General features: G+C 70.8%; 19 protein-coding genes. 13 read left to right on the top strand and 6 right to left on the bottom strand.

Annotated elements, in window-relative coordinates:
- The first annotated feature begins 8 nt into the window (after window positions 1–8).
- The 7 genes from JHN45_RS08240 (at window position 9) to JHN45_RS08210 (ending at window position 5,524) form a co-directional block, all read left to right on the top strand.
- A complete protein-coding gene (locus JHN45_RS08240) occupies window positions 9–992 on the top strand; it encodes a ScpA family protein (RefSeq protein WP_201048569.1) in 984 nt (327 codons plus the stop codon).
- Window positions 989–1,645 carry an SMC-Scp complex subunit ScpB gene (gene scpB / locus JHN45_RS08235; RefSeq protein WP_200712099.1) on the top strand — a complete coding sequence of 219 codons (657 nt, stop codon included), beginning with the start codon at window positions 989–991 and terminating at the stop codon, window positions 1,643–1,645. Before JHN45_RS08240 ends, scpB begins: the two co-directional genes overlap by 4 nt.
- The gene (locus tag JHN45_RS08230; protein WP_201048568.1) at window positions 1,645–2,826 is read left to right on the top strand and encodes a pseudouridine synthase; all 1,182 of its coding nucleotides are present in this window, start codon (window positions 1,645–1,647) and stop codon (window positions 2,824–2,826) included. Before scpB ends, JHN45_RS08230 begins: the two co-directional genes overlap by 1 nt.
- A gap of 157 nt (window positions 2,827–2,983) precedes the next feature.
- Window positions 2,984–3,712: an NUDIX domain-containing protein gene (locus JHN45_RS08225; RefSeq protein ID WP_201048567.1), complete on the top strand. Its 729-nt coding sequence runs from the start codon at window positions 2,984–2,986 to the stop codon at window positions 3,710–3,712.
- On the top strand, window positions 3,709–4,731 hold the full coding sequence (locus JHN45_RS08220; RefSeq protein WP_201048566.1) for an ADP-ribosylglycohydrolase family protein: 1,023 nt from the start codon (window positions 3,709–3,711) through the stop codon (window positions 4,729–4,731). Before JHN45_RS08225 ends, JHN45_RS08220 begins: the two co-directional genes overlap by 4 nt.
- Before the next feature lie 62 nt (window positions 4,732–4,793).
- Window positions 4,794–5,117 (top strand): type II toxin-antitoxin system Phd/YefM family antitoxin, encoded by a 324-nt coding sequence (locus JHN45_RS08215; RefSeq protein ID WP_201048565.1) that lies wholly within the window; start codon window positions 4,794–4,796, stop codon window positions 5,115–5,117.
- The gene (locus tag JHN45_RS08210) at window positions 5,114–5,524 is read left to right on the top strand and encodes a type II toxin-antitoxin system VapC family toxin (RefSeq protein WP_200717107.1); all 411 of its coding nucleotides are present in this window, start codon (window positions 5,114–5,116) and stop codon (window positions 5,522–5,524) included. Before JHN45_RS08215 ends, JHN45_RS08210 begins: the two co-directional genes overlap by 4 nt.
- Here JHN45_RS08210 and JHN45_RS08205 read toward each other — a convergent pair.
- Genes JHN45_RS08205 through JHN45_RS08190 form a run of 4 tightly spaced genes read right to left on the bottom strand, consistent with a single transcriptional unit; the run spans window position 5,513 to window position 7,934 of the window.
- Window positions 5,513–6,193, bottom strand: coding sequence for a DNA polymerase beta superfamily protein (locus JHN45_RS08205; RefSeq protein ID WP_201048588.1), 681 nt, complete (start codon window positions 6,191–6,193; stop codon window positions 5,513–5,515). The genes JHN45_RS08210 and JHN45_RS08205 overlap by 12 nt on opposite strands.
- A 42-nt stretch (window positions 6,194–6,235) precedes the next feature.
- The gene (locus JHN45_RS08200; protein ID WP_201048564.1) at window positions 6,236–6,649 is read right to left on the bottom strand and encodes a Rieske (2Fe-2S) protein; all 414 of its coding nucleotides are present in this window, start codon (window positions 6,647–6,649) and stop codon (window positions 6,236–6,238) included.
- On the bottom strand, window positions 6,646–7,227 hold the full coding sequence (locus tag JHN45_RS08195) for a DUF6529 family protein (protein ID WP_201048563.1): 582 nt from the start codon (window positions 7,225–7,227) through the stop codon (window positions 6,646–6,648). The genes JHN45_RS08200 and JHN45_RS08195 overlap by 4 nt, the downstream gene beginning before the upstream one ends.
- A gap of 26 nt (window positions 7,228–7,253) precedes the next feature.
- Window positions 7,254–7,934, bottom strand: coding sequence for a hypothetical protein (locus tag JHN45_RS08190; protein WP_201048562.1), 681 nt, complete (start codon window positions 7,932–7,934; stop codon window positions 7,254–7,256).
- Between the two features lie 262 nt (window positions 7,935–8,196).
- On the opposite strand from JHN45_RS08190, the gene aroH reads away from it, so the two are divergent.
- The 5 genes from aroH to der all read left to right on the top strand — a co-directional run bounded on the left by aroH (window position 8,197) and on the right by der (window position 12,673).
- Window positions 8,197–8,565 (top strand): chorismate mutase, encoded by a 369-nt coding sequence (aroH, locus tag JHN45_RS08185; protein ID WP_201048561.1) that lies wholly within the window; start codon window positions 8,197–8,199, stop codon window positions 8,563–8,565.
- Window positions 8,562–9,647 (top strand): prephenate dehydrogenase, encoded by a 1,086-nt coding sequence (locus JHN45_RS08180; protein ID WP_200716096.1) that lies wholly within the window; start codon window positions 8,562–8,564, stop codon window positions 9,645–9,647. Before aroH ends, JHN45_RS08180 begins: the two co-directional genes overlap by 4 nt.
- 112 nt (window positions 9,648–9,759) lie before the next feature.
- Window positions 9,760–10,455 (top strand): (d)CMP kinase, encoded by a 696-nt coding sequence (gene cmk / locus JHN45_RS08175; protein ID WP_200716097.1) that lies wholly within the window; start codon window positions 9,760–9,762, stop codon window positions 10,453–10,455.
- The gene (locus JHN45_RS08170; RefSeq protein WP_374195599.1) at window positions 10,413–11,123 is read left to right on the top strand and encodes a lysophospholipid acyltransferase family protein; all 711 of its coding nucleotides are present in this window, start codon (window positions 10,413–10,415) and stop codon (window positions 11,121–11,123) included. The genes cmk and JHN45_RS08170 overlap by 43 nt, the downstream gene beginning before the upstream one ends.
- Before the next feature lie 74 nt (window positions 11,124–11,197).
- Window positions 11,198–12,673: a ribosome biogenesis GTPase Der gene (gene der, locus JHN45_RS08165; protein ID WP_200716099.1), complete on the top strand. Its 1,476-nt coding sequence runs from the start codon at window positions 11,198–11,200 to the stop codon at window positions 12,671–12,673.
- A gap of 81 nt (window positions 12,674–12,754) precedes the next feature.
- Here der and JHN45_RS08160 read toward each other — a convergent pair whose 3' ends face one another.
- Both JHN45_RS08160 and JHN45_RS08155 read right to left on the bottom strand, forming a co-directional pair.
- Window positions 12,755–13,177 carry a hypothetical protein gene (locus JHN45_RS08160; RefSeq protein ID WP_200716100.1) on the bottom strand — a complete coding sequence of 141 codons (423 nt, stop codon included), beginning with the start codon at window positions 13,175–13,177 and terminating at the stop codon, window positions 12,755–12,757.
- A 37-nt stretch (window positions 13,178–13,214) separates the two neighbouring features.
- Complete coding sequence (locus JHN45_RS08155) at window positions 13,215–14,003, bottom strand: hypothetical protein (RefSeq protein WP_200716101.1); 789 nt, start codon at window positions 14,001–14,003, stop codon at window positions 13,215–13,217.
- A gap of 504 nt (window positions 14,004–14,507) precedes the next feature.
- Between JHN45_RS08155 and JHN45_RS08150 the strand changes: the two genes are divergently transcribed.
- Window positions 14,508–15,239, top strand: coding sequence for a transglycosylase family protein (locus JHN45_RS08150; RefSeq protein WP_201048559.1), 732 nt, complete (start codon window positions 14,508–14,510; stop codon window positions 15,237–15,239).
- Window positions 15,240–15,260: the final 21 nt, after the last annotated feature.

Genomic DNA, 15,260 nt, shown 5'->3' with positions numbered 1-15,260 from the left:
CGGGGGCCATGACCTCGAACGACGCTCCCGCCGCCGGCGCACCCGCCGGACGTCGGCGTGCGCTCGGGAAAGGGCCGGGCGCGGCTCCGGAGCCGGAGCCCGAGGCCGTCGTAGAAGAAGCGGTCGTCGAAGAGGTTGTCGAAGAAGTCGCGGACGAAAGCGCTGAAGAACCCGACGACGGGGTCTTCAAGGTGCGGCTCGCCAACTTCGAGGGGCCCTTCGACCTTCTCCTCCAGCTGATCTCGAAGCACAAGCTCGATGTCACCGAGGTGTCGCTGTCCAAGGTCACCGACGAGTTCATGGCGCACATCAGGGCGATGGGGCCCGACTGGGACCTGGACCAGACGACCGAGTTCCTCGTCGTCGCGGCGACCCTGCTGGATCTGAAGGCGGCCCGGCTGCTGCCCGCCGCCGAGGTCGAGGACGAGGCCGACCTCGCGCTGCTGGAGGCCCGGGACCTGCTGTTCGCGCGGCTGCTGCAGTACCGGGCGTACAAGCAGATCGCCGAGATCTTCAACCGGCGCCTCGACGAGGAGGCCCGGCGCTACCCCCGTACCGTCGGACTCGAACCGCACCACGCCGAGCTGCTGCCCGAGGTGGTCATCAGGATCGGCCCGGAGGGCTTCGCCAGGCTCGCCGTGAAGGCGATGCAGCCCAGGCCCAGGCCGCAGGTCTACATCGACCACATCCACGCGCCGCTGGTCAGCGTGCAGGAGCAGGCCGGGATCGTGGTGGCGCGACTGCGGGAGCTCGGCGAGGCCAGCTTCCGCACGCTGGTCGAGGACGTCGACGACACCCTGACCGTCGTGGCGAGGTTCCTGGCGCTGCTGGAGCTGTACCGGGAGAAGGCCGTCGCCCTCGACCAGGAGACCGCGCTCGGCGATCTGATCGTGCGCTGGACCGGTGGGGACGGGGAGGCCGAGCCCGTGGTCACGGACGAGTTCGACCGGCCGCCCGAGGTGCCCAAGGAGACCAAGGAGGAGTCGGCGTGAGCGAGGAGTCCACGGGAGTACCGGCGAGCCCGTCAGCCGTCGCGGAACTCGACCTCAAGCCCGCCCTGGAGGCCGTCCTCATGGTCGTGGACGAGCCCGCGACCGTCGAGCACCTCGCGAAAATACTCCAGCGGCCCAAGCGGCGGATCGCGGACGCGTTGCGCGAGCTGGCCGACGAGTACACCGTCCAGGGGCGCGGTTTCGAGCTGCGGCTGATCGCCGGCGGCTGGCGTTTCTACTCCCGGCCGGAGTTCGCGCCGGCCGTCGAGGGCTTCGTCCTGGACGGTCAGCAGGCCCGGCTCACCCAGGCGGCGCTGGAGACCCTGGCGGTCGTCGCGTACCGCCAGCCGGTCAGCCGCAGCCGGGTCTCGATGGTCCGCGGAGTCAACTGCGACGGCGTGATGCGCACCCTGTTGCAGCGCGGTCTGGTCGAGGAGGCGGGGACGGAACCCGAAACAGGTGCGATCCTGTACGTGACGACGAACTACTTTCTGGAGCGGATGGGCCTGCGAGGCCTGGACGAGCTCCCGGAGCTCGCGCCCTTCCTCCCTGAGGCCGAGGCGATCGAGGCGGAGACGCTGGAAGGGGTCCCGTCGTTCGATCCGGATGCACCGGATGCAGATGCAGACGACACGACGACGACGGAACTTTGATGCGAAGCAGTGGCAGTGGCAGCAGTGGTGGCGGCGGTAGGAGCGGCGGGCGCGGTAACCCCCGCGGGACCGGCGGGGGCAACCCCCGGGGTTCCGGTGGGGGCGGCGGCGGTCGTGGTTCCGGCGCGGGCAACTCCCGGGGTGCCGGCGGGGGCGGCTCCCAGCCGAGGGGCGCGGGAGGCCGCGACGACAAGCCGAAGCGCGCCGGAAAGCCGCGTCCCGAGGAGCGGCGCTACGACGTAGGCCCCACGGGGTCCCACGAAGGCCCCAAGACCGGGCGTGGTGCCTCCGCGCGCGGTGGCGCCAAGGGCGGCCCCAAGCAGGGCCAGAGCACCGGACGCGGGCGCTGGGCGCCGGCGACCTCGCGTGAGTACGACGCGCGGGCCGAGGAGCGCAACCGGGAGCGTTACGCGGGCAAGAAGGACATCAAGCCGCCCAAGACCTTCCCGGGCGCCGAGCAGGAGGGCGAGCGACTCCAGAAGGTCCTCGCCCGCGCGGGCTACGGCTCCCGGCGCTCCTGCGAGGAGCTGATCGAGCAGTCCCGGGTCGAGGTCAACGGCGAGATCGTGGTCGAGCAGGGGCTGCGCGTCGACCCCGAGCACGACGAGATCAAGGTCGACGGGCTGACGGTGGCGACGCAGTCGTACCAGTTCTTCTCGCTGAACAAGCCCGCCGGTGTCGTCGCGACGATGGAGGACCCCGAGGGCCGGCAGTGCCTCGGCGACTACGTCACCAACCGCGAGACGCGTCTTTTCCACGTCGGGCGGCTCGACACCGAGACCGAGGGTGTGATCCTGCTCACCAACCACGGCGAGCTGGCGCACCGGCTGACCCACCCCAAGTACGGCGTGAAGAAGACCTACCTCGCGCACATCGTGGGCCCGATCCCGCGAGACCTGGGCAAGCAGCTGAAGGACGGCATCCAGCTGGAGGACGGGTACGCGCGTGCGGACCACTTCCGGGTCGTCGAGCAGACCGGCAAGAACTACCTGGTCGAGGTGACCCTCCACGAGGGCCGCAAGCACATCGTCCGCCGCATGCTCGCGGAGGCCGGCTTCCCGGTCGACAAGCTCGTGCGGGTCTCCTTCGGCCCGATCACCCTGGGCGACCAGAAGTCGGGCTGGCTGCGGCGGCTGTCGAACACCGAGGTCGGCATGCTGATGCAGGAAGTCGATCTGTAAGTCGATCTCCAGAAGCGCGAGTTGGGTGCGGCCGGTTCCGGGTTCTCCGGGGCCGGCCGTTTCGTTTTCCTCGTCTCGTTTTCGTCGGGTGCGGGGGGTTGTGCGGGACCGCGATCGCTCTTTATAGTCGAAGTGACTATTAACGGGGTTGATCACCATGACCGCAACATCGGCCTACGACAAGTACGCCTTCGAACCCTTCGCCGTCACCGCCGACCTAGCCGTCCTCACGATCCGGGCCGGCGCCCTGCACGTCCTGCTCGTCGAGCGCGGCCAGGAGCCCTACGCCGGACACTGGGCGCTCCCCGGTGGCTTCGTGGCACCCGACGAGTCCGCCGAGACGGCGGCCCGGCGTGAACTCGCCGAGGAGACCGGCCTGTCGGACGTCTCCGGGCTCCACCTGGAGCAACTGCGCACCTACAGCGAGCCCGACCGCGACCCCCGCATGCGGGTCGTCACCGTCGCCTTCGCCGCACTGCTCCCCGACCCGCCCGAACCGCGTGCGGGCAGCGACGCGGCACAGGCCCGCTGGCTGCCCTACGACGCGCTCGGGCCGCTCGCCTTCGACCACGACCGGATCCTGGCCGACGCGCACGAACGGGTGGGCGCCAAGCTGGAGTACAGCTCCCTCGCCACCGCCTTCTGCCCGGCCGAGTTCACGCTCGGGGAACTGCAACAGGTCTACGAGACCGTGTGGGGCGCCGAGTTGGACCGCCCCAACTTCCGCCGCAAGGTGCTCGCCACGCCGGGTTTCGTCGAACCGGTGCCCGGCGGCGCCAAGTTGACCGGCGGTCGCGGCAAGCCGGCCGCGCTGTACCGCGCGGGCACCGCCACCACCCTGTACCCGCCGCTGCTCCGCCCGACCCGGGAAGGAAGCCCCGCATGACCACGACCAGTGTCCGCAAGCGCGCCGCCACCGGAGCCCTGATCGGCCTCGCCCTCGGGGACGCGCTGGGCTTCCCGACCGAGTTCAACGACGTGCCCGCGATCCTCGCCAAGTTCGGTCCCTGGCGCGAGATGGAGCTGCCGAAGCCGGCGATCGTCACCGACGACACCCAGATGACACTGGCGTTGGGGCGCGGGCTGCGAACCGCCATGGATCGAGGGCTGCTGGGGCCCAAGCGGATGGAACGGCCGGTGCGCGAGGAGTTCGTGGACTGGTACCAGTCGCCGGAGAACAACCGTGCCCCCGGCCGGACCTGTCTCGTCGCCTGCAACCTGCTGAAGGCCGAGGACCGGCTCTGGCAGGACGCCAGCCAGATCGGCTCGAAGGGCTGCGGGGCCAACATGCGCGTCGCACCGATCGGACTCGTCCCCGGCCTGAGCGACGAACAGCGGTCCGGCGCCGCCCAGTTGCAGTCCGCGCTCACCCACGGCCACCCGACCGCGCTCGCCGCGTCCGACCTCACCGCACACGCCGTACGGCTCCTCGCGCAGGGCGCCGAACCGACCGGACTGGTCGGGCTGCTGCGGTCGTACGCCGTGGAGAACCGCACCCGCTATCACCACCGCTGGCTGGGCGACCTGTGGACCCGGAGCCAGGACCCCACGCCCGAGCACTTCATCGCGCGCGGCTGGGACGACTGCCTGGAGATCCTGGACCGCCTCCAGGAGGCCGTACGCGCCAACTCCCCGGAGACCGACCCCTGTCTGGCCACCGGCGCCGGCTGGATCGCCGAAGAGGCCCTGGCGACCGGCCTGTTGTGCTTCCTGCTGTTCGTGGAGGAACCGGTGACCGCGTTGCGCCGCGCGGCCTGTACGTCCGGCGACTCGGACTCGATCGCCTGCCTCACGGGAGCTTTCGCGGGCGCACACCTCGGCGCGGACGCCTGGCCGGAGGAGTGGGCGGGGCGGATCGAGTACCGGGGGGAGCTGCTGGCGTTGGGGGCGCTCTGGGACGCCTGACGGTCCGCGACGGCGCATGACATCGATGGACGCTGTCATGCGCCAGGCGTATTGTGGCAGGCATGGGCAAAACGAAGCGCAGGCGAGTGCCGGCCCGAGAACTGGCTCGGCACACGGCGGCTCTGCTGGACGCGGTGGCGGCGGGTGAGTCGATCGAGGTCACTCGGGACGGTGTACCGGTCGCCATACTGTCTCCGCTGGAGCCGGCCGAACGGGACATCCGTGCCGCGATCGCCATCGGCCTGCTCGACGCCTCGGTCATGGACGAGAGCCACGGCACCGAGGCCGCGGACGCGCTGGAGCGGCTGCGCGCGGTCAGGCGGGACGCGGAAGGACATGGGCCCACCGCGGAACTGCTCGCTCAGCGCGAGGAGGAGACGCGGTGACGCTGCTCTACCTCGATGCCTCGGCGATCGCCAAGCTGCTGCGGGCGGAGGCCGAGACGACCGCGCTGGAGCAGTGGATCGGGCGGCACGGCGGGATGCGTCGCGTGGTCACCTGCGACCTGGCACAGACCGAAGTGCGGCGACTGCTGCACCGGCTCGGCGCGGACGAGGTCGAGCGATCGGCCGCGGACGCTCTGCTGAACGCCATCGCCCATGTTCGTCTCACGCCTGAACTGATGCTGGAAGCGGGGGAGTTGGCGCCCGGCTCCGCACTGCGCAGCCTCGACGCGATCCACGCCGTGGCCGCCCTCAAGCTCGGCCACGGCGTCAGCTGGTTCGTGACGTACGACAAGCGGCAGGGCGAGGCCGCTGCCGATGCCGGGTTGCCGGTGGCGTCACCCCGCTGAAGCGCGCCGCACCCCGATCAGGAAGTCCTCCACGCGAGCGCGGTCCGGCTCCGCCGGGAGCGGAGTTCGGGTCGCCGCCTCGTCCGTCTCCGTCGCCAGGCGGGTCATCCACAACTCGACGTCCGGCCACGGCACTTCGCCGCGTTTGACGGCCAGCAAGGGGTCACGCTGGTCGCCCACGTCGATGGTCAGGGTGCCCGTGCGGAGCACGTCGCGGGCGCTCATCAGCAGGCGGAGCAGATGCATCGCGTGTTTCCAGCGGGGCGCTCCGTGCAGGCGGATGTCCGCCTCCAGCTTCTTGCGCTGGCCCAACGCGTAGCGGGTGAACGTCTCGTGGACCTGGCGGGAGAGGAACGCGCCGCGCAGGGCGAGGAGTTCACGGCCGGTGTCGTCGATGCGCTCGACGACGGGGGAGTGCAGGCACTCCAGGATGTTGGGGTTGGCGCGCAGGGCCAGTTCGCAGAAGCGCTCCAGCTCCCAGCTGAACTGCTCCTCCGCCGGGCCCTCCAGATGCGTCGGCGGCTTCTGGAAGCGCCAGAACAGGGGAGTGGGGGCGAGGAACACGCCCCGGCGGTCCGTGTCGCTGCCCTCCGTCGCCAGGCCGAAGGCGCGCGACCCCATCACGCAGGAGTAGATCGTGTGGTCGCGGACCAGGGACTCGGGGTCCATGACGGGAGTGTCGGGCTGCATTCCGGGAGCGTACGCGGCACTTCACGCCAGGCGGATCGAATTTCCCTCCACCGTGATCTGCTCCGCCGGCAGCGGCTTCGGCGCCGGGCCGCCCGCGACCGTACCGTCGGCGATGTTGAACTTGCTGCCGTGGCAGGGGCAGTTGATCGTGCCGTTCGCGATGGCGCTCACCGTGCAGCCCTGGTGGGTGCAGATCGCCGAGAAGGCCTTGAACTCGTCCTTCTTCGGCTGGGTCACCACGATCTTCTGGGCCTTGAGGATCTTGCCGCCGCCGACCGGGATGTCGGCGGTCTTCGCCAACTCCTGGCCGCCGGAGGCCTTCACGGACGACGAGCCCGAGGAGTCGTTGCTGTCGCCGTACTTGCTGCATCCGGCGGTGAGCGCGGCGGCCGCACCCGTGACGAGAACCGTGCGGCGCGTCGAGCTGTCGGTCATGTACTCACTCCGAAGGTGCGGAAGAACCAGAGGGCGGAAGTCAGCCAGAGCAGGGTGAGGCCGGTGAAGACCAGCCCGCCGACGAGCGGCAGCAGCCAGCCGGGGAGGCGCTCCGAGCGGAGCAGCAGCATCTTGGCACTGAAGGCACCGAAGAACAGGCACCCCAGGAGGGAGTGCCACATCACGCGTGTCGAGTACGTCTGGTACCCGAAGGCGTAGAGGCAGTGCACCGCGACCGGCACCGCCACCAGGAACGCGATCCGCCCCGACCAGCGGTGCAGGGTCGCCGACCAGCTCGGTCCCGGCAGCTTGCCGTAGACCATGAAGGCCGAGACGACCTGGACGAGGGCGAAGAAGAACGCGGTCGTCGCGAGCCACGACTTCACCGCGCCCGTGCTGCTGAAGCCGGCGAGGTTGAAGGCGGTGCCGGCCGGGTCGTGGACCTTGCCGTAGACACCGAGTCCGACGGCCACGGCCGCGGCCACCAGGGCCGGGACCAGATAGCGGGCGGCGCTGTCGCGGCGGTGTCCGGGCGGGGGCGGGAAGGCCTGGGTGGCGGCGTTCGGGTCGGCGGTCATGATCGGCTCCCGAGGCGGATGGTGGGTCAGGGGGTGACGGGCTGTGCGGTGAGCTGCTGTCCGTCGACCGTGACCGCGCCGGTCTCCGGGTCGATACGGGGTGCGGCGGAAACCTTGCCGTCGCGGGTGACGATGCCGGTCTGGCGGCCGTTCGGCAGCACGATCCAGCCGCCGTCGATCTTGGCGCCGCGCACCTTGGCCGTGGCCCGCCACAGTCCGGACGGCTTGACGGCCTTGTCGGCGGTGAAGGCGTAGTTCCGGCCCTCGTCCTTGACGGTGCCGCGGATCTTCGTGCCCTGCTGGAGCTTTCCGTCGAGTACGGCGCCGTTCGGTGCGGTGAGTTTCATCGTGCCGTCGTCCGCGACCGGGCCGCGCAGCCAGGCCTCCTTGTAGCGGCCGTCGCAGAAGTACGCGACCGCCTTGCCGTCGCGGATCGTCACGGCGACCGAGGCCGTGTCGTCGTCGGTGCGGCCGGCGTAACTGGCGTTCGGGACGGCCGACTTGGACGGCGTCGGGCTGGGCGTGACGGTCGGTGTCGGCGTCCGTGACGCGGGCGCCGACTTCTTCGGGGACGCCGACGCCGACGGCGATGCCTCGCTGTACGAGGACGACGCGGTCTTCGTCCCCGACGTCACATTGAGCGTCAGCATGAACAGGCCCAGCACCAGGCCCGCCAGAAGTGTGAGCAGTGGTCCAGGACGCTTCATTACTGTCCTCCCCCGAGGCGAGCTACCAGCCCATGAGAGCGGACTCGGGGCCGTGCGTAAAGAGGCATACCGGGATGATCTCACCACCTGTAGCGGACCAGTAGCGGAACAGAGTGATTCAGGTGACATTGGCAGGGTTCGCGAGGCCCGCTCCGGCCCACCCCTGGCCCGTCTCAGGAGGCGGGCGCCGGGCACCCGTACCGGACGGGCTGACTAGGCTGGATGCGCAGAGCCGGGTTGTACATCAGCGAGGAGCAGAGCAGTGGCGGTACGAGCGGTCCGGGGCGCCGTCCAACTGGACAGGGACGAGGCCGGCCACATGGACGAGCGGGTCGGCGAGCTGCTGACCGCCGTCCTGGAGCGCAACGGCCTCACCGCCGACGACCTGATCAGCGTCTGGTTCACGGCCACGCCAGATCTGCACAGCGACTTCCCGGCCGCCGCCGCCCGCAAGCTCGGCAGCGGCTTCGCCGACGTACCGCTGATCTGCGCGCAGGAACTCGACATCGCGGGTGCCATGCCCCGCGTGGTCCGCGTCCTCGCGCACATCGAGTCCGACCGGCCCCGCGCCGACATCGCCCACGTCTACCTCGGTGCCGCCGCCGCCCTCCGCAAGGACATCGCCCAGTGAGAACCGCGCTCGTCATCGGCACCGGCCTCATCGGCACCTCCGCCGCGCTCGCCCTCGCCTCCCGGGGCGTCGTCGTCCACCTCGCCGACCACGACCCCGAGCAGGCACGTACGGCCGCGGCGCTCGGCGCCGGTACGGAGGAGGAGCCGGAGGGGCCCGTCGACCTCGCGATCGTCGCCGCCCCGCCCGCGCTGGTGGCCGGGGTGCTCGCCGACGCGATGCGCCGGGGCGTGGCCCGCGGCTACCTCGACGTGGCCAGCGTCAAGGGCGGCCCGCGCCGCGAACTGGAGGCGCTCGGCCTCGACCTGTCGTCGTACATCGGCTCGCACCCCATGTCAGGCCGCGAGAAGTCCGGCCCGCTGGCCGCGACCGCCGACCTCTTCGAGGGCCGCCCCTGGGTGCTGACCCCCACCCGGGACACGGACACCGAGGTACTGAACCTCGCGCTGGAACTGGTCTCGCACTGCCGTGCCGTGCCGGTCGTCATGGACGCCGACGCCCACGACCGCGCGGTCGCCCTCGTCTCCCACATGCCCCACCTGGTGTCCAGCATGGTCGCCGCGCGGCTGGAGAACGCGGAAGAGGCAGCCGTACGGCTGTGTGGGCAGGGGATTCGCGATGTGACCCGGATCGCCGCGTCCGACCCCCGGATGTGGATCGACATCCTGTCCGCGAACCCGGGGCCGGTCGCCGACCTGCTCACCGATGTCGCCGGGGACCTGGAGGAGACGGTACGGGCACTGCGCTCGCTGCAGTCCGCCGACGAGGACAAGCGCCGCGAGGGTGCGGGCGGCATCGAGGACGTGCTGCGGCGCGGCAACGCGGGCCAGGTCCGCGTCCCCGGCAAGCACGGGTCCGCGCCGCGGGTGTACGAGGTCGTGGCCGTACTGATCGACGACCAGCCGGGGCAGCTGGCCCGGATCTTCGCGGACGCGGGGATGGCCGGGGTCAACATCGAGGACGTCCGCATCGAGCACGCGACCGGGCAGCAGGCGGGTTACGTGCAGCTGATGGTGGAGCCGAAGTCGGTGCCGGTGCTGAGCGCCGCGCTGCGGGAGCGGGGCTGGGCGATCCGGCAGTAGTGCCGGTCGGCCATCCGGCAGTAATACGCCGTGCGGGGAGCCAGTAACCTTGTCCGGGGCGCACTCGCGTCCCCACCCCGCTCACCACCCTTCACCAGGAAGGTGTCCTCCCGTGGAAAACGGCGCCGCCCGGACCGCCCCGGCAGTGATTGTCGCCATCGACGGCCCCTCCGGCACGGGCAAGTCGAGCACGTCGAAGGCCGTGGCCGCGCAGCTCGGGCTGAGCTATCTGGACACCGGCGCCCAGTACCGGGCGATCACCTGGTGGATGGTGAACAACGGGATCGACCTCACCGACCCCACCGCGATCGCGGACGCGGCGGGCAAGGCGGAGATCGTCTCGGGCACCGACCCGGCGCACCCGACGATCAGCGTCGACGGCGTGGACGTGGCAGGACCGATCCGCACCCAGGAGGTCACCTCCAAGGTCAGCGCGGTCAGCGCGGTGCCCGAGGTGCGGGCCCGGATCACCGAGCTGCAGCGCTCGCTGGCCGCCGACGCGGAACACGGGATCGTCGTCGAGGGGCGGGACATCGGCACGACCGTGCTGCCCGACGCCGATCTGAAGATCTTCCTCACCGCCTCCCCGGAGGCACGGGCCGCCCGGCGCAGCGGTGAGCTGAAGGGCGCCGACGTCCAGGCCACCCGTGAGGCGCTGCTGAAGCGGGACGCGGCCGACTCCTCGCGCAAGACCTCGCCGCTCGCGAAGGCGGACGACGCGGTCGAGGTGGACACCTCCGACCTCACGCTCCAGCAGGTCATCGAGTGCGTGGTCACCCTGGTCGGGGAGAAGCGGGCCGCCAAGTGACAGCTCCAAAAGCTTCAACAGCTCCGACCGTCGCATCGGAGCGGGGCGCCGAGGTCGGGCGGCGCATCGGCGTCGGCCTGATGTACGGGCTGTGGAAGCCGCGCGTACTGGGCTCCTGGAAGGTGCCCGCCGCCGGTCCGGTGATCCTCGCCGTGAACCACTCCCACGGCGTGGACGGCCCCATGGTCATGGGTGTGGCACCCCGGCCGACGCACTTCCTGATCAAGAAAGAGGCGTTCGTCGGCCCGCTGGACCCCTTCCTGCTGCGCATCGGCCAGCTGAAGGTGGACCGTTCGGTCGCCGACCGTACGGCGATCACCGGGGCGCTGGACGTCCTGGCGGCCGGCGGCGTCCTCGGGATCTTCCCCGAGGGCACCCGCGGCGAGGGCGACTTCGCCTCGCTGCGCGCGGGGCTCGCCTACTTCGCGGTCCGCAGCGGCGCCCCGATCGTGCCGGTGGCCGTGCTGGGCACCGCCGAGAAGAGCGGACGACTGATAAAGGCGCTGCCTCCGCTGCGCTCCCGCGTCGACGTCGTCTTCGGCGACCCGTTCGACGCGGGCGACGGCTCCGGCCGCCGTACGCGCAAGGCACTGGACGAGGCGACCGAGCGGATCCAGAAGCAGCTGGCCGCCCACCTGGACGATGCCAGGCGCCTCACCGGGCGCTAAGAGACACTTGAGTAGTGGATCACCCGAAATCCGGGGGTTCCACCGATCACCACGATGAACGAGGTACCGACTTCATGAACGACCAGATCCAGCCCGACGGCTCCGGCGAGGAGCACGAGCACGGGGCGCTCGGCGACGCCGAGTACGCGGAGTTCATGGAGCTCGCCGCCGTAGAGGGCTTCGACATCGAGGACGTCGAGGGCGCCATCGAGGAGGCCGGTCACGGGCCGCTGCCCGTGCTCGCCGTCGTCGGCCGCCCGAACGTCGGCAAGTCGACTCTCGTCAACCGCATCATCGGGCGGCGGGAAGCCGTCGTCGAGGACAAGCCGGGTGTCACCCGTGACCGGGTGACGTACGAGGCCGAGTGGGCCGGGCGCCGCTTCAAGGTCGTCGACACCGGCGGCTGGGAGCAGGACGTCCTCGGCATCGACGCCTCCGTGGCCGCCCAGGCCGAGTACGCGATCGAGGCCGCCGACGCGGTCGTCTTCGTCGTCGACGCCAAGGTCGGCGCCACCGACACCGACGAGGCGGTCGTACGACTGCTGCGCAAGGCCGGCAAGCCCGTCGTGCTCGCCGCCAACAAGGTCGACGGCCTCAGCGGCGAGTCCGACGCGGCCTACCTGTGGTCCCTGGGCCTCGGCGAGCCGCACCCCGTCTCCGCGCTGCACGGCCGCGGCACCGGCGACATGCTGGACGCCGTCCTGGAGGCCCTGCCGGAGGCGCCCGAGCAGACCTTCGGCACCGCGACCGGCGGCCCGCGCCGGATCGCCCTCATCGGCCGTCCGAACGTCGGCAAGTCCTCGCTGCTGAACAAGGTCGCGGGCGAGGAGCGCGTGGTCGTCAACGAGATCGCGGGCACCACCCGCGACCCGGTCGACGAGCTGATCGAACTCGGCGGTGTGACCTGGAAGTTCGTCGACACGGCGGGCATCCGCAAGCGCGTCCACCTCCAGCAGGGCGCCGACTACTACGCCTCGCTGCGCACCGCCGCCGCCGTCGAGAAGGCGGAGGTCGCGGTCATCCTGATCGACGCCTCCGAGTCCATCTCGGTGCAGGACCAGCGCATCGTCACCATGGCCGTCGAGGCGGGCCGCGCGATCGTCCTCGCCTTCAACAAGTGGGACACCCTCGACGAGGAGCGCCGCTACTACCTGGAGCGCGAGATCGAGACCGAGCTGGCCCAGGTCGCGTGGGCGCCCCGGGTGAACATCTCGGCGCGCACCGGACGCCACATGGAGAAGCTGGTCCCGGGCATCGAGACCGCCCTCGCCGGCTGGGAGACCCGCGTCCCCACGGGCCGCCTGAACGCCTTCCTCGGCGAGCTGGTCGCCGCCCACCCGCACCCGGTCCGCGGCGGCAAGCAGCCCCGCATCCTCTTCGGCACCCAGGCCGGCACCAAGCCCCCGCGCTTCGTGCTCTTCGCCTCCGGCTTCATCGAGGCGGGCTACCGCCGCTTCATCGAGCGCCGCCTGCGCGAGGAGTTCAGCTTCGACGGCACCCCGATCCACATCTCGGTCCGGGTGCGCGAGAAGCGCGGCAAGAAGAAGTAGCCGTAGCCATACGGCAGTTGCTACGACGAGGAGGGCGGCCCCTGTGGAAACAGGGGCCGCCCTCCTCGTGTGCGTGCCGCGTCAGATCCCTCGGCGTGGGCCGGGCGGCAGGGCCGGGATGTGGTGCATCCCGGTGTGGCCCTGCTGCTGGCCGACATGGCCGAGCTGTCCCACGCGCTGCCACTGCGACTGCTGCCGGGCGCTGTAGGCCCCGGCGCTGTACGCGCTGTACGAACCCCCGCCCAACGAGCCGCCACCGAAGGAGCCGCCGCCGAACGAGCCTCCGAACGAGCCCGTGCTGTGCGGGCTGTGCCCGAAGGCGGTGAAGCCCAGCTCCTCCTCGCCGCTGCGGTCGCCCGGCAGCGAGCGGAAGGTCTTGACCCACTCCGAGTAGAGCCGGTCGTAGATCGGCGTGGCCGACGGGCCGCCGGAGCTGTCCCGGTCCGATCGCGAGGACGGGATCGACTGGTACGGCCGGCTGCGGGGAACATCGTATGCGTGCACGTATGTCCAAACGACGCGTGACCTGAAGGGATGCGGCTCAGGTGCCCGCGAGCGGGAGCGCGGAGCCGACCAACTGGCCGTTCGCCGCCGCCTTGTCGAGCGCGCCGCGCAGCAGGTCCTCGCGGGGCTGGCGGCCGATCGAGCCCACCGGCGCCGCGAACATCAGCACCTGCTGGTGCTTGTTGGCGGCGGCCCGCCAGCTGTCGGTGACCTGGAGCGGCTGGTGCGCCTGCCACCAGGCCACCGGGGAACCGCCGTTGCTGCTGGGCTGCAGCACCGCGTGCAGCTGGCCCGCGGCGAGCAGCACCGACCAGCCGTGCAGTACCGGCGGCACGGTGGTGATCTCGCTGAGCGGCATGAAGCCCTGCTCGATCAGCAGCGGCAGGAAGTCGTCGCCGGCACCGGTCGAGCCGGGCCGCACGATGGCCGCGGTCGGCTCCACCACCAGCGCGGGGTGCAACTCCCCTGAGATCAGAACGAGTCCGCTGGTCACACCGAGCACGGCCTGCTCGGGTACGGCCTTCTCCGGTTCGCCGGCCGGGGTGTGCGCGTTGCCGCTGATGGAACGGACGGCGCCCTGCAGCTGCTCCTCGGTGACCTGGACGATCTGGGAGGGCAGGCAGGTGGCGTGGGCGAAGGCGAGAACGGCGGTCTCGTCGCCGATGAACAGGACGGTGCTGGTGCGCTCCTGATCGGAGTCGCCCTGGGTGCGGCACGACGTGCAGTCGTAGCTGCCCGGGGCGTTGTCTCCGGCGAGCAGCCGGTCGGCTTCTTCGTCGCCGATCTCGGCGCGTACGTCGTCGCTGACGTCGAGCATGCGCGGCACGGGGGGCTCCCTCGGAATGCGGTGCCCGGTGGGTCCCGGGCTCATGAAGAAGACAACGGAGGATCTGTGGCGGGAGTCACGCTCCAGAGCGAACCGAATCCAACCAACCGCAGCACAGCGTCACACCGGGTGCGGAATCGGGCACTCCCTGTCAACTGCATGGAAATGCAAGGGAGTTGGTTGCGTGAACCGAGTCACAGTGCGAAGGGGTAGTTGGTCGAAAAATCAGTAAATGAGGGAATGTAGTGGGTGGCCGGAAAATGCCGCTACCTGGGGTAACAGTCAACTGGCCTGGCACAACGGGCCGTTGGTCGACACCGGCTCGTCCACGTCCGTACATTCCTCCGCCGTGTGCAACGAGCACCGCTCGGGAACGTCCGCCGGCCGATCAAGCCAGTTCAACAGCACAGCCGCCGGCGGACGGGGAGGAGCGCGAGGACCACGTCGATGCGTGGGAGCCGCGAACCGCCTTGGGGGACCCCGAGTTGTTGGAGAGGGAACTACATGTCCGAATGTGCCGATACCACTCGCGACAACACGCCTGAGACCCACCGCAAGGGTCAGGCACGGACGACGGCGGTCCTCGCCGGAGCCGCCCTGCTCGCCCCCCTGGGCGTGCTCGCGGCCACCGGCAACGCCGCGGCGGCCGACAGCGGAGTGTGGGACCGCATCGCCCAGTGCGAGAGCGGCGGCAACTGGCACATCAACACCGGCAACGGCTACTACGGAGGACTCCAGTTCTCCGCCGGCACCTGGCGCGCCTACGGCGGCTCGGCCTACGCGGCCACCGCCGACCAGGCCTCCCGGTCCGCGCAGATCACCGTGGCCACCAAGGTCCAGCACGCCCAGGGCTGGGGCGCCTGGCCGGTCTGTTCGGTACGGGCAGGAGCGAGCGGCAGCGCACCCGCGGCCTCCTCCGGCACGGTCACCGAGAAGTCCACGAAGACGAAGTCCAACAAGTCCGCGAAGACGACGAAGAAGTCGTCCACCGAGTCGACGGTCAAGTCGACCAAGAAGGCGGCCCCTTCGAAGCCCGCGGCGAAGACTCCGGACCGCGGCACGAACAACGCCTCGCGCGGCACGTCCCGCGGCGACTACACCGTTCGCCAGGGCGACACCCTCAGCGGCATCGCGGCCGAACACGGCACCACCTGGCGGAAGATCTACGCCGCCAACAAGGCCGTCATCGGCGGCGACCCCGATCTGATCATGCCCGGGCAGCAGCTCGACCTCTGAGCCGAACCGCTCCCGTGCCGC

The sequence above is a fragment of the Streptomyces sp. MBT53 genome (assembly GCF_016654115.1).
GTDB lineage: Bacteria > Actinomycetota > Actinomycetes > Streptomycetales > Streptomycetaceae > Streptomyces.
Note: the sequence above shows the minus strand (reverse complement) of the source record. Positions and strands in the feature narration are given on the sequence as shown.